The 14,560-nt window shown below is 29.8% G+C and carries 16 protein-coding genes; 15 read left to right on the forward strand and 1 reads right to left on the reverse strand.

All coding sequences use genetic code 11. The annotated features are described in order from the left end of the window. The first annotated feature begins 89 nt into the window (after positions 1-89). From D2A34_RS07730 to D2A34_RS27400, 7 genes are all read left to right on the forward strand, one after another. Positions 90-956 (forward strand): AraC family transcriptional regulator, encoded by an 867-nt coding sequence (locus D2A34_RS07730; protein ID WP_119366240.1) that lies wholly within the window; start codon positions 90-92, stop codon positions 954-956. Between the two features lie 31 nt (positions 957-987). After that, on the forward strand, positions 988-1,539 hold the full coding sequence (locus D2A34_RS07735; RefSeq protein WP_119366241.1) for a GyrI-like domain-containing protein: 552 nt from the start codon (positions 988-990) through the stop codon (positions 1,537-1,539). A 69-nt stretch (positions 1,540-1,608) separates the two neighbouring features. Then, positions 1,609-2,184, forward strand: coding sequence for a GNAT family N-acetyltransferase (locus D2A34_RS07740; protein WP_243128275.1), 576 nt, complete (start codon positions 1,609-1,611; stop codon positions 2,182-2,184). 266 nt (positions 2,185-2,450) lie between these two features. Continuing rightward, the gene (locus D2A34_RS07745) at positions 2,451-3,029 is read left to right on the forward strand and encodes a TetR/AcrR family transcriptional regulator (protein WP_119366243.1); all 579 of its coding nucleotides are present in this window, start codon (positions 2,451-2,453) and stop codon (positions 3,027-3,029) included. A gap of 638 nt (positions 3,030-3,667) precedes the next feature. Beyond that, positions 3,668-4,888 (forward strand): NADH:flavin oxidoreductase, encoded by a 1,221-nt coding sequence (locus D2A34_RS07750; protein WP_119366244.1) that lies wholly within the window; start codon positions 3,668-3,670, stop codon positions 4,886-4,888. A gap of 223 nt (positions 4,889-5,111) precedes the next feature. Next, positions 5,112-5,924, forward strand: a complete 813-nt coding sequence (locus tag D2A34_RS07755) for a nitroreductase family protein (RefSeq protein ID WP_119366245.1) — start codon at positions 5,112-5,114, stop codon at positions 5,922-5,924. A gap of 390 nt (positions 5,925-6,314) precedes the next feature. After that, a complete protein-coding gene (locus tag D2A34_RS27400) occupies positions 6,315-6,437 on the forward strand; it encodes a hypothetical protein (RefSeq protein ID WP_279221609.1) in 123 nt (40 codons plus the stop codon). 54 nt (positions 6,438-6,491) lie between these two features. Here the strand turns inward: D2A34_RS27400 and D2A34_RS07765 are convergent, their stop codons facing one another. Continuing rightward, complete coding sequence (locus D2A34_RS07765; RefSeq protein WP_119366246.1) at positions 6,492-7,166, reverse strand: haloacid dehalogenase type II; 675 nt, start codon at positions 7,164-7,166, stop codon at positions 6,492-6,494. Positions 7,167-7,293: 127 nt separating this feature from the next. Between D2A34_RS07765 and D2A34_RS07770 the strand changes: the two genes are divergently transcribed. From D2A34_RS07770 to rpoZ, 8 genes are all read left to right on the forward strand, one after another. Continuing rightward, positions 7,294-7,977 carry an ArsR/SmtB family transcription factor gene (locus D2A34_RS07770; RefSeq protein WP_119366247.1) on the forward strand — a complete coding sequence of 228 codons (684 nt, stop codon included), beginning with the start codon at positions 7,294-7,296 and terminating at the stop codon, positions 7,975-7,977. Positions 7,978-8,498: 521 nt separating this feature from the next. Then, positions 8,499-9,977, forward strand: a complete 1,479-nt coding sequence (gene spoIVA, locus D2A34_RS07775; protein ID WP_119366248.1) for a stage IV sporulation protein A — start codon at positions 8,499-8,501, stop codon at positions 9,975-9,977. Between the two features lie 202 nt (positions 9,978-10,179). Next, a complete protein-coding gene (locus D2A34_RS07780) occupies positions 10,180-10,605 on the forward strand; it encodes a PBECR3 domain-containing polyvalent protein (protein ID WP_079438346.1) in 426 nt (141 codons plus the stop codon). 374 nt (positions 10,606-10,979) lie between these two features. Beyond that, on the forward strand, positions 10,980-12,230 hold the full coding sequence (locus tag D2A34_RS07785) for a hypothetical protein (protein ID WP_119366249.1): 1,251 nt from the start codon (positions 10,980-10,982) through the stop codon (positions 12,228-12,230). A gap of 321 nt (positions 12,231-12,551) precedes the next feature. After that, entirely contained in the window at positions 12,552-13,433 is an 882-nt protein-coding gene (locus D2A34_RS07790; RefSeq protein ID WP_119366250.1) for a YicC/YloC family endoribonuclease, read from the forward strand. 14 nt (positions 13,434-13,447) lie between these two features. After that, entirely contained in the window at positions 13,448-13,723 is a 276-nt protein-coding gene (gene remA, locus D2A34_RS07795) for an extracellular matrix/biofilm regulator RemA (RefSeq protein ID WP_079438344.1), read from the forward strand. Continuing rightward, positions 13,723-14,361: a guanylate kinase gene (gmk, locus tag D2A34_RS07800; protein WP_079438343.1), complete on the forward strand. Its 639-nt coding sequence runs from the start codon at positions 13,723-13,725 to the stop codon at positions 14,359-14,361. Before remA ends, gmk begins: the two co-directional genes overlap by 1 nt. Then, positions 14,342-14,560, forward strand: coding sequence for a DNA-directed RNA polymerase subunit omega (gene rpoZ, locus D2A34_RS07805; protein ID WP_119366251.1), 219 nt, complete (start codon positions 14,342-14,344; stop codon positions 14,558-14,560). The genes gmk and rpoZ overlap by 20 nt, the downstream gene beginning before the upstream one ends.

Genomic DNA, 14,560 nt, shown 5'->3' on the forward strand with positions numbered 1-14,560 from the left:
ATAGACTGTTTAAATTTTCTTTGCATTTTTTATACACTAACTGCAAAGTTATATAAATTTATTTCTGTTAAACTTATAGGGAAGGAAGGATGAAAGTGGATTGGATAGAGAGAATGAATGAAGCGATAAGTTACATTGAAGATAACATAAAAGGTAATATTGATTATGAGAAGGTTGCAAAAATTGCTTGTTGTCCAAATTATCATTTTCAACGTATGTTTGCATTCATAACAGAGGTGCCGATTTCACAGTATGTGAGAAGGAGACGTTTAACACTTGCTGCTTTTGAGCTGCAGCAAAGCAATAAAAGTGTCATTGAAATTGCACTAGAATATGGGTATGAATCGCATGCTGCATTTACTCGTGCCTTTAGTGAATTTCATGGTATATCACCAATAGCTGTACGTAAATCTGGTGCAAAACTAAAAGCTTGTTCACGTATGTCTTTTCATGTTTCCTTTAAGGGAGGGACAGAAATGGATTATAGAATTGAAAAAACCGGGCCTTTTTCAGCGGTAGGTTTTAAGTATCGTGTAAACAATGAAAGAGCATTTGACCTAGTGCCTAGTATTTGGAAGGAAGTTAGTAAAAATGGTATTTCTGAAAAATTACTTAATTTAATGGATAAGAATTCAGATAAATTACTTAATGGGGTGCTTGGTGTTTCGGCAGACGGAAACTGGGGTAATAATGATGATTTTTCTTATTATGTGTCTGTTTTATATGAAAAAGAAACACCTATTGATATGGAAAGATTAAATTTCCCGGAGAGCCAATGGATAGTATTTGAAGCGGAAAACCTTACGAGTATATCAAAAGCTTGGAGGCGTTTATATAATGAATTAATTCCAATGTCAATGTATAAGCTTGCTGATTTGCCGGTCATTGAATGCTATTATCCACCAGAACATAATCCTCAAAATGAGCTTTGGATACCTATTGTGATGAAAAACTGATTAGTAATTGAGTTTGGAAAGGAATGATTAAATGGCAATATTAAAAAAAATTGAATTTGTTGAGTTTGGTCCATTTAAGATTATTGGAAAGAAAATTAGAACAAAGATAGAAAACTTTAACCCTGTTTTTCAATCTAAGTATCAAACTATACCTTCATTATGGCAGCAATGCTTTTCTGATGGAACATTTGAGACTCTTATGAATATGAAGGAACACTGTCCATCTGAAACACCAGATGGCTATGAAGGGTATACGAGGGATTTCTGTGAAAAGGATGGAACATTCACTTACCTTGCAGGTTTTTTTATGAAGGCAAATGCTCCTGTTCCTGATGGATTCGCTTCTTATGAGGTGCCAGCTTGCACTATTGCAAAGGCATGGATTGAGGGTGAAGAAAACGATATTTATCCCAATGCACATCAGTTAACCGTTGAAGCAATTAGTAAAAATGGATATGTTGTTGATTGGGCGAACTATTTTTCATGTGAAGTATATACTGATTTACGTTTTGGTATACCTAAAAATAATGGACAAAAGATTTTAATACTTGATTTTTACATCCCGTGTAAGAAAAATATATGAGTAGTATTCTAATTAAAACAGGACAATGTATAGCTGGATTTTAAATGATATATTTTGTACGAGAGGAGTATGATAGTTTTGAGTAAAAATCCATATGAACAATTTCCACATATTGTAGCAGATGAAATAACATTAAGAAAAATTGTAGTTTCTGACCTTGACAGCCTTTTTGAAATATATAACAATGAAAAGCTTTTTCAATACTCTCCTTTAATGCTTAAAAAGAATAAAGATACAGTTGCTAATATGATAGGACATTTTGAAAGAGATTTTAATAAAAGAAAAGAGATATTTCTTGGAATTTGTCTAAATAGTGAGCCTAACAATATTGTTGGTGTAGCTGAAATATTTGACTACTCTCATGATGTAAACATGATAACGATAGGTTACAGACTCAATGACAGATTTTGGGGTAAAGGAATCGCTACAAAAACTGTCAAGGCAATGACTGATTATCTCTTTAATGATATTGGAATTAACCGTATACAAGCCTTTGTTATGCCAGAAAATATTAAATCACAGAACGTATTACAAAGAAATAGTTTTGTTAAAGAGGGAATAATCAGGCAAGGGTGTGTTTGGAAAGGTCAAGGTGTTGTTGATTTGATATTATATTCTTTATTGAAGTCTGACACTACAGAATAAGTTTTTTCTAGTATATACTTATTAACTAATATTTTTATATAATGAACTAAAGAAGCCTCGTGTAAGACATTATTTATATTTCTAAGGTATAACTTAGAAATATAAATAAATGATAAATTCACAAGAATTGGATAGTGAATTGGAGGTTAGCTGCGCTTCGCCTCCATCATGAAATTCACGAAAATATAGGTATCATGAATATGTAAATAATTCTTGACCGTTCGTTCTCAAAATGATATTATTAACATTATCAAGGAGGGAAGTTAATGGGACGAAGCAGGGAATTTGATGAAAATGTAGTTCTCCAGAAAGCAATGGAATTATTTTGGGAACAAGGCTACGAAAAGACATCGTTGAGCGATCTAGTAGATCATATGGGAATACATCGTAGAAGTTTGTACGATACATTCGGTGATAAGCATACATTATTTTTAAAAACGATAGATTGTTACGATAAATTAATAAAAGATAAAATACAAGCTGGAATTTTACATACAGAAACGGCAAAACAAGCGATACAATTTATCTTTGATTTTATGATTGAAGGATACGAGGATAGACAATGGGGTTGTTTAATAGTAAACTCAGCAACTGAGATGGCTCTTAGGGATAAAGAGGTAGAAGTAAAGACGGAAGAGGCATTTATGCAAACAGAACAATTTCTTGCGGATCTTGTTCGAAAAGGACAACAAACAGGTGAATTTTCTTGTGATTATGATGCTGAAGTTTTAGCAGAAATATTGCAAAATACTTTGCTTGGAATCCGTGTACATTTAAGAACATCAGCAAGTAAAGAAAAGTTGCATCGTATAGCAAATTTTTTCTTGGATTTGTTAAATAAATAATTTTTTTATACAAAATAGAATGTTCATTCTCAAAAATGTGCTCATGTTCTTTTAGAATTCTTTTACATAATAGAGAAAAGTAGAATCTCTATATCAAATGAAACTTGATTTGGATGGGGGGACCTCCATCTGAATCTTAGTTGAACTTATACCCTCAAGGGGCACAATGTACTTTCAAGGGATGTCTTGTCTAGGTCGTACCACTGTTATCTCCGGCTTAAGCAGACATCTCAAAAGTGATGCTCCAAATCTTGCATTTGGCTAGCAGAACTTTCTCAGTGAGCATCTATGATTTGATTATGCTCACTTACTCATCTGACTTTAGGAATATGAGTTACATATATTGTGGGAGTGTTATAGTGGCTAGACATCAGATAAATCATTAATGTAAGAAACTCAGAGTGCAAAGAAAAGATGGATGATATAGCGGATTTTTTGGATTTGTTAAATAAATAATTTTTTTTAAATTAATTAGAATGATTGTTCTCAAAAAATATTCTCGTGTTTCTTTAAAATCCTGTTACACAATAAAGGATTTGGGACAGAATTGGTTTGAGATTATGTCAGACAAAATGAGAATTCATACCAGTAAGACTTAATAATAAAAAGCAAAAAAACAATGCGAAGGAGCGAGTTTAATGAAAGCAGTATTTAATCAAACAAAATTACCAGAAAATAAGGTGTTTGAGCCATTTAAATTGGCAGGTATAACATTTTCCAACAAAATTATTAGATCAGCAACTTTTGAAGGAGTAGGTGATGAAAATGGCAAGCCTACAGATCAATTAATTAAAAAGTATGAAGCATTAGCTAAAGGAGGGGTCGGTGGAATTATTACTGGCTTTATTGGAGTGGGTCAGCAAGGTAAGGCTTCAGATAATATGATTATGATTAATAAATCTGAAAATATTGAGACATTAAAAAAATTAACGAAGAGAATGCATGAAATGGAAACGCCAGTTATTGCACAACTTAATCATTGTGGCGGTCAGTCAAAAGAAGAAAGCGCTCATATGCCCATTGTTGCACCTTCTAAAATATCTGACTATAAAGCAAGAGAAATGACTAAAGGTGAAATTTTAGAAGTAATAGAAATGTTTGTTGAAGGGATAAAAAATGCAAAAGAAGCAGGTTTTGATGGTGTACAAATTCATTTGGCACACGGATACTTACTTTCAGAATTTGTATCACCAAGAATGAACATTAGAAAAGATGAATGGGGAGGAAGTACAGAAAACAGATTTAGAATTATTAAAAAGATTTTTGAAGAAGCTAGAAAAGAAGTTGGAAGTTTTCCGATAATTGTAAAAATGAATGGGTATGAAACTTTAAAAAATGGTATGACAATTGAAGAGTCTGTAAAAATAGCTAAACTATTAGAGCAGGTTGGATGTGATGGAATTGAAGTTTCCAATGGAACATTAAAAGCTGGACTAGCAACAATGCGTGGACAGGTGCCATGGAAAATGATAGTAGCTCAAAATGAGAAGTTAAATAAAATGCCAGAATTCATGAAAAATTTCGTTGGTATAGTTGCAAAGAAAACAGTACCACAACCTCAGCCAAAAAACTTATATAATTTGCAAGCAGCCATGTCAATTAAGAAAGCTGTAAATATTCCAGTTATTCTAGTAGGAGGAATAACGAAATTAGAAGAAATAGAAGACTTAATTGATAATTATAAATTTGATGCAATTTCTATGTCAAGGCCACTTATAATCGAATCAGATTTAGTGAATAAATTCAAAACAGGAAGACAGACACAGTCGAAATGTATACAATGTAATTTTTGTATAATCGGTTGTGAAAAGGGTCCGCTTAGATGCTATTACGGGAAGGTTCCAGTAATCAAGTCTTAGCATTTACTAGATAATTGATTTTTTATATTATCTATGCTTGTAATATTGATAATATAAAGAACCATTAAATATATTAATCAATTTAAAATGGGTATGTCTTGTTAATTAAGAAAATTAAGGAGGTGATAGTCATATCCTATATAAAAATATTTGACATATTTTAAAATAAGAAATTAATGAGAAGTAGAAATTTTAATGAAAATATGATTAGGAGTGAATTAAAATGAGTTTAATAACTGTAAATGAAGATAAATGTATAAAATGTGGATTGTGTGTAGAGGAATGTCCAGCACTAGTACTAAAACTAGAACCTACTGGTCCTAAAGAGATCGAAGCCAATGTTAATGGATGCTTAGAATGTGGTCATTGTGTAGCCGTATGTCCAAAGCAAGCTATAGATAATAAGAAATCACCATTAGATATGCAAAGTGAGATCGGAGAAGTTAAAAAATTAAGTCCAGAAGAAGCAAAGAATTTTATTAGATCAAGAAGATCTATTCGTTCTTATAAAAATACACCAGTTGAAAGAGAAAAGTTAATGGAGCTTGTTGATGTTGCTCACTTAGCACCAACTGCCAGTAATTCACAAGGTATATCTTACTTAATAATAGATGATAAAAAAACAATTGATTTAGCAGTTGAGGAATGTATTAAATGGTTTGAAAATGATGCAACTTGGAGTAAGATGCTATCTGGTATGATTAATGCCTACAGAGGAGGTATAGATGAGATTATTTTAAGGGGTGCGCCTAGTCTAATTTTAACTTTAGCTGATGATGATTTTTATAATGGTAGAGAAAATTCAATTATTTCATTATCTTATCTAGAATTATATGCCCCATCTCTTGGACTTGGATCATGCTGGGCAGGAGTATTTGAGATTTGTGCTCGTAGTGAAAATTCACCAATGAACAAGATTTTTAATATTCCAGAAAAAAAGAAAATAACAGGAGCTGTAATGGTAGGATATCCTAAGTATAGTTATAAAAGATTTACAGATAGACAACCATTGTCTGCTTCCTTTTATGGAAACTAAATGCTTAAGTGGATCAAAGCAACTAAATTTTATTATAGGAAATGAATATGATTTTAATTCAAGTTATCAAGATTTATGCGGTAGAAAAACTGTAAGTACAAACATTTATAGTAGGTTCAGAGATAACACCAGCAACTAGAGCTGGTGGAAAAGAAATAAATAGAGAAGATGGCAATGTAGTGGTCTATGCGGAATGTAAGTTTTATAAAACTACTGAGTTATCTAATGGATACTGTTAAAGCCTTTTGGTATACTGTAATTAAAAATAGCATAAATAGAGGTGTGTTATTTTGTACTGGCTATGTAAGCGAGAAGATAATAAAATTTGACTCTCGCATCCAAATATTTACATTAGAAAAAATATAATATTATTAAATACACATCTTGATAGTGATTGGAGCAAAAGAGTTTGAGTCAATAGAACTTAATATAAATGATAATTTAATAATGTATCTAAGTAATAGAGGAGAACCAAGTCCAAATAGAAGAGGTTCTTCTTTTTTTGTTGTTTAAAAAGGAATGTTAATGATAAATCCTGTGAATATAAAAATTTGTATATAATAATGATTAAAGTATATTAGGTAAGTCCATTAGAGATTTTAATTCAATATCACATTCAAATGGTAAGACTTCTTTTTTATTATTAAAGCGATTTATCCAAGATACATTGAAGCCAAAACTTTTAGCACCAGCTACATCCCAACTATTAGAAGAGACAAATAATATTTCATTTTTATTAAGGTCATATTTTTCTGAAATTAAACTATAGACAGTAGGATGAGGTTTATATATTTTAAGATTATCAACGGAAAGACAGGAATCTATATGGCAATCTATCTTAGAATTTTTGATAGCCATATGTAACATGCTAGGTGAGGCATTGGATAATATGGCAGTTAATAATCCCCTTTCATTTAATTTAGATAAAGTAGTAGGAACTTCTTCGTAGCAGTTAATATTTTCATATGCTTTTAAAAGATTAATTTTAAAAAATTCATTTTTGATATTAAAATAATCTAAAGCATAATCTAGCGATGCTTCAGTTACACACCAAAAATCTTCATATCTATTCATAAGACTACGTAACCAAGAATATTCTAATTGTTTAGACCTCCAAAGATTTGAAAAAGGTTCTGCAATATCCCCTAACTCTTCACAATATTGTTTAGTGACTGAATTAATATCGAATAATGTACCATATGCATCAAAGACGCATAGTTTAATGTCTTTTAATTTTTCCATAAGAAATACCTTCCTTCCATATATCAAATAAAATTTTAAGTTAACTTATGATATAATTATAAAACTATATTATTTCGATATAGATAGAAATGATATTTTAATTTATAAAAGTTTGGAGGAATTTATTTTGAAACCAGACCCTATGGTAAATGATATTGCATCATTAATAGCAGATTCGTCTAGAAGCATAATGCTTATGAGTTTATTAGGCGGTCAACGTACAGCAGGAGAATTAGCAAAAGTGGCTTGCATTAAACCACAAACAGCAACATTTCATTTATCTAAAATGGTTAACGCAGGAATTATTGAAAAAACTATATATGGTAGGTATAGTTATTTTAAATTAGCTAATGAAGATGTTGCAAAATTACTTGAATTGCTTATGAAACTTTCAAAATCACCTAAAATAAAGTCATTAAATCAATCTATACATTCAGAAGCTTTAAGAAATGCAAGACTTTGTTATGACCATATTGCTGGAACATTAGGGATAAAGATTACAGAGGCTCTTTTAAGATTAAGCTATATTCAATTAGAAAATGATATATTTTATATTACAGAACTCGGCATAAATAAATTAATTGAATTAGAAATAATAAATCATGGATTTAAAGATACAGAAAACTTACGGGGAATTAAATGCTATGATTGGAGTGAGGAGAATTATCATATAGCTGGAACATTAGGAAAAGTTATTACAAGTGGTTTAATTGGATTGGGCTGGATTAAAAAATCTCTAACAAACAGAGAAGTAGAAATCACAGAAAATGGTAAAGTAAATTTATATAAATATTTTGGTATAGAATTCTAAATAATTATATTAAAGAAAATATAGTTGATAAAATAATAAAGTCAATAAGAATTGTAAAGAAAATAGATAGTGATCATATATATGATTAGGAAAGGATCTAGATAACTTTTTTGTTGTTGAGAGATAGAATAATATAAATATGAGTATTTTAATACCTTATAATGGTGATATGAGTGCTAATTTCCGTAATATATATATTGAAAAATGATTTATTCATATAAATTAGTGACTGACACCAAGTTCTGCAAATTTTTATATGTAGAGTTATTATTGCAACACACACACACATATATATATAAAGTTCTTGATTATAGCATAGCTGCTTTGAGGGAGTTTATAAAAAAAGTTCTTGGTTGTAGCATAGCTACTTTGAGGGAGTTTGTAAAAAAGTTTTTAATTGCAGCATAGCTACTTTTTTTAAAAGTTTTTGATTGTAGCATAGCTGCTTTTTTTATATGGGTATATTTTAAAATTAGGATGAATATATATATATTGGTAAAAAGAATATAGGAGGGAACTACGTGGATAATTTTAACATATACAAAGATATAGCAGAAAGAACTCAAGGGGACATATACGTGGGTGTTGTAGGGCCGGTAAGAACAGGAAAATCTACATTCATAAAAAAGTTTATGGATCTCATGGTAATACCTAAAATTGATAATACTTATAAGAAGGAAAGAGCAAAAGATGAATTACCACAAAGTGGGTCGGGAAAAAATATTCATACAACAGAACCTAAGTTTGTACCGAATGAAGCAGTTGAAATAAATTTAGGAGATGAAATAAAATTCAAGGTAAGAATGGTTGATTGTGTAGGATATATAGTAAAAGGAGCTCTAGGATACTTAGATGGAGAAGAAAGTAAAATGGTTCATACACCATGGTATGATTATGAAATACCTTTTGAGGATGCTGCTGAAATTGGAACGAGAAAGGTTATAAAGGATCATTCAACAATCGGTCTTGTAATAACAACAGATGGAAGTATAACAGGGATAGACAGGAATGATTATGTAGATGCTGAAGAAAGGGTCATATCTGAATTACAAACTTTAAATAAGCCATTTATTGTTGTTCTTAATACAAATAAGCCTAATTCTCAAGAGGCAAAAGCATTGAGAAAAGAATTAGAAGATAAATATAATGTAACAGTACAAGTGATGGATGTTTCCAATATGGGAGAACAAGATATAGAAGATATATTTAAACATGTACTTAAAGAATTCCCAATAAAAGAAGTCAATATTGATATGCCTGAATGGCTTGAAAAATTAGAGGGCAGCCATTGGTTAAAAAAAGATTTCTTCAACATAATTATGAACATGAGTCAAGATGTCTCTAAGGTTAGGGATATAAAATATTGTTTAAATAATCTTGAAGATGAACAATTTATGGGGAATGCCTCAATAAAAGAAGTAGATTTAGGTAGCGGAACAGCAAAAATATTAATGAAACCAAAGGATGGAATTTTTTATAAAGTTCTTAGTGAAATATGCGACTTAGAAGTTGGTTCTGAAAGTGATTTGCTAGGAATAATAAAAGATTTAACCCATGCAAAATGCGAATATGATAAAGTAAAAGATGCTTTAGAAGAGGTAAGAGAAAGTGGGTATGGATTAGTAGCTCCACAACTTGCTGAGATGAAATTTGAAGAACCTGAAATTGTTAAACAAGGTAATAAATATGGAGTGAAATTAAAAGCAAGTGCCCCAAGCTTACATTTTATAAAATGTGATATCAAAACTGAAATAAGCCCTATAATGGGGTCTGAAAAAGAATCAGAGGAACTTGTAAAAGGACTATTAGAGCAGTTTGAGACAGATCCAACTCTTCTTTGGCAAAGTAATATGTTTGGAAAATCTTTAGAAGTATTAGTAAGAGAAGGTCTACAAAATAAATTATATAAAATGCCAGAAGATGTCCAAGTTAAGATTCAAAAAACATTACAAAAAATAATTAATGAAGGTAATGGTGGATTGATCTGCATAATACTTTAATCTAGTTAAGTATAAAATATTATATTTTAATAAAGTGTTGATTATATATTGTAAATAGGCAGTTTGGAATGTAATTACTACATATTTCCGTGTATTATATATTATAATCAACACTTTCTTTATATCAGATTTTTCATTATATATGTGGAAAAATACATAGCATTGGGATATAATAAAAGAAAGGATATAAATGAGGGGTATTATGAAGAGAGAGTATAGGGCTTATAAGAAAGTTGGAAAACTAAAAGTTTTTATAAGTGAGCTCTTAGAGCTTGATTTGCCAAGGATTGTTTATGCCTCTCCGGGTGTTATAAACCATATAAAAAAAAGACATGGTAGACAATTCACCAAAAAAATGAAGGATAATATATTAGATATAATAGAGAAAGTAATAAAAGAACCTGAGTATGTTGGTCTAGATAATAGGAGAGGAACTGGCGGCTCTCTCGAATTAGTAAAAAAGATTGACAACATTATATTACTTTTGGGATTGGAAGTTGATTTAGAGGATCAATATATATATGTTGCAACAATGTACCCTATAACCCTATCAAAAATGAATGCGCGAATTTATAGGGGAAGATTAATAAAAGTTGAAGAAACAGTATTAAAAGAAAAAGTATTATGAAATAGAGTTAGAAATTTTATTTTTTGAGGTGAGAAAAGGCTCCTCATACGCTAATATTTAGTAAACAGAGATGCAGGATACGCCGACCTGCCAAAAAATAATTTGTTTTATCTATCACCTTATAATTAGAGTAAGGTGATTTTTTTTTGTGCACGAAAGTAATTAAATGCATACTAACCTATTGAATTTTAATTTACGAACAATGTTATTTGATAATTATACAATACGTCATTTGTATATTTTTACAAATGACAAATTTTAGTAAACATTTAATGAGATTACCTAAAACTATGGTATAATTATCCTTGAATTAAGGCAGAATCAAAAAATATTACAGCACTAATTGCAATTTTTACACTTGGGGGGATGTTTAGTTGAGTACTTTATATAAAACAGTAGATTCATTCCTAAATAAATCTATATTACAGAAATATAAATTTGGCTTTACTGGGGAGGCATATATTGATTCAAGTGAATTTGAAATAGAGTATAACATGTATTTGCCTATATTAAAAAAATATTTCAGCGTCAAAAAACCGTTTTATTGTAACAGAAATAATGCTTATTATTCAGAGGATTTAGATGAAACAATAGATTTATTAAGAGCAATACTTATAGATGCACCTAGTATTCTAAATTCTGAAATGCTATATAATAAGAAACAATTTGTTATTTTTTCGCTTACACAACATATGCTTTCATGTATAGCAAAATTAATTGGTATAGTATTTTCTTATAATACTTTGAAAAATAGTTATTATGAATTACTAAAAGGCTACCTTTCAAGATTTACTGACTATTTAGTGCAGATTATTTTTGATGAAGACTTTTATGGTTTTCCTAAATTATATTTTGGCTTTATTGATAATTTATTAATAGATATGAAGAAACTTAATATTGCTAGTGTCCGGGAATATTCAGAAATGGATAACATTCTTGTTATGACTACTGCCTTTTTTGCGTTATGTGACTATATAGGAGTAAATGATATAATAATCTCTCCATTGCAAGGAGCTGCTTTGATACCACCTTTTTATATTTCTATGCTAAACTATATGAATGATACAAAAAAAGATTTTAGTAAAATATCCTATGAATATGTTAGATATTCTAGATATGATACTTCTCATTTTTGTCAAGAATCTTTATCTGAGCAAGTTTATCATTTAAGTACTAAGTGCCCTGTTGCTTCAAAAATTATATTAATAGATGATAATACAGGTACAGCAATTACTATTAAAACAATAAAGAATGAATTGCTAAGATACTTTACAAATATAACGACATGTGTCTTAGAATATTATTGGGAGGCAAAATTATATAAAGCTGACACCTATCCTGCATTTCAACTAGATGATATTGATTTAATAACCCCTTTATGCTATAGACATTTTAATATACTTAATGAGCAAATAGACTATATAAAAAATCTAAAAGAAATCCATTCTAGATATAGTCAAGGTTCATTTAATAAATTGAGTATGATTTATAATGAGATAGATTATAGTCGATATATATCAAAAAGCAGTATAGATGAATTGTGCAAATCAAGGATTTTAAACATATATGAAAGATTTAGGTATTTAGATGATATAATGACTGATTATCACTGTAGGAATATTTAACATATATTTTGTGTATAGAGCTTACCATTTCTTAATTTGGCGAATATACATTACAAACCGAATAATTGTCCAGAATGCTGCATTATTCAAAGTGAATTTTCCAGCATTTTTTAGAGCGGAATCTTCTTATATCGTGAATCAATAAAATAACAAATTGTAAAATCGTATTATTCAAGATTGGATTTACGATTTTTTATACACAATATTCTACTTTGATAAATGTTAACAATTTGTGAACAAAACATTGACATGGGAAACTATATTTATTATGATTATTTTATTGGATTTGGGAACTTTATAATATTAAAAGGAGGTGTAGCATTGATAAAGAGCATGACTAGCTTTGGAAGAGCACAAAGTGATGAAGGAAAAGAACTCTCTTTTTCTATAGAAATGAAAAGTGTAAATCATAGATATTTAGATATAAATATTAGAATGCCAAGAACAATGCTTGCTTTAGAAGAAAAGATACGTAGTATAATTAGTAAAAAGCTAAGCAGAGGAAAAGTTGATGTTTTTATTAATTATAAAAATTATGGAAATACAGTAGGGGAAGTTAAGGTTAATATGAAGTTGGCTAAGGACTACTATGAATCATTTAAGCAAATTCAGAAGGAATTAAATGTTATAGATGATATATCAGTAACTAAAATAGCAAGATTACCTGATGTGATTACACTGGATGAACCAGAGGAAAATTTAGACGATATTTTTGAAGAAGTTTCTTCTTTGATAAAATCATCTCTTAATTTGATGGAAGAAATGAGAATTGTAGAGGGAGAAAAGTTAAAATCAGATATTCTTCTAAAAGTTAACGCCATAGAACGTTATGTTATAGAAATTGAGAAATTATCAGATGCTATTCCAAAGAGTTATAAAAAGAAACTTGAAGAGAGATTAAGTGAACTATTATCAGGTGTAGATATCGATGAGAGTAGAATAGCTCAAGAGGTGGCAATTCTTTCGGATAAGGCAGCTGTAGATGAAGAAATAACTAGACTTAGAAGTCATTTGAGTCAAATGACGAATACTTTAGAATTAGATGAACCTGTGGGAAGAAAGTTGGATTTTATTATTCAAGAAATGAACAGAGAAGCTAATACTATTGCCTCTAAATCTACAGATATAAATATAACTAATAAAGTTATAGATGTAAAAAACACAATAGAAAAGATCAGGGAACAAGTTCAAAATATTGAATAATTAGGAGGGAAAAAATGGGAATAAAATTAATAAACATAGGTTTTGGGAACATAGTTTCTGCAAACAGATTAGTCGCAATAGTTAGTCCTGAATCAGCACCTATTAAAAGAATTATTCAAGAAGCAAGAGATAGAGGAATGCTAATAGATGCAACTTATGGAAGAAGAACTAGAGCTGTAATAATAACAGACAGTGATCATGTTATTTTGTCAGCAGTTCAGCCAGAGACAGTTGCACATAGATTATCAACAAAAGACGATGTGGCAGCAGTTGATGAGGATGATGAATAATGAATAAAAAAGGGAGAGGACTATTAATAGTTATATCAGGACCATCAGGAGCCGGAAAAGGTACAATATGCAAAAGTTTTTTGGAAAGAAATAGAGAGGTATCTTTATCAGTATCCGCAACTACAAGGGATCCGAGAAAAGGAGAAGTTGAAGGTGTTAATTACTATTTCATGACAAAAGAAGACTTTAAGGAAAAGATAAATTCTAATGATTTTCTAGAGTATGCAGAAGTCTATGATAATTATTATGGAACTCCAAAATCTAACGTTGAAGAAATGTTAGAAAATGGAGTGGATGTTATTTTAGAAATTGATATACAAGGAGCATTAAAAGTTAAAGAAAATACAGAAGAGGGAGTCTTTATATTTATACTTCCACCATCTATGCAAGAATTAAAGCAGAGAATTATAAATAGAGGAAGTGAAACTAAAGAATCTCTAATGAAAAGATTTAAATCAGCATATAAGGAAATAAATTTTGTTTCTAAATATAATTATGCTGTTGTAAATGATAAAGTAGAAATAGCTGTTGAGAAATTAGAAGCTATAATAGCAGCTGAAAAATGCAGAGTAGATAGAATAAAAGATAGTATATTAGATTCGAAGGAGGGAATAATACATGAACAACTCTATGATTAATCCATCAGTGGTAGATTTATTAGAAAAGGTGCATGATAGATATTCTTTAGTAATTTTAACATCAAAAAGAGCTAGACAAATAATTGAAGGTTCTGAACCTCAAATTTATGTAAATTCAAAAAAACCTTTAACAATTGCAATTAATGAAGTAGATCAAAATGCAGTTGAATATGAAATTTTAGAAGAAGGTAATAGATAA

This window comes from Clostridium chromiireducens (assembly GCF_003575225.1).
GTDB classification, from domain to species: domain Bacteria; phylum Bacillota; class Clostridia; order Clostridiales; family Clostridiaceae; genus Clostridium; species Clostridium chromiireducens.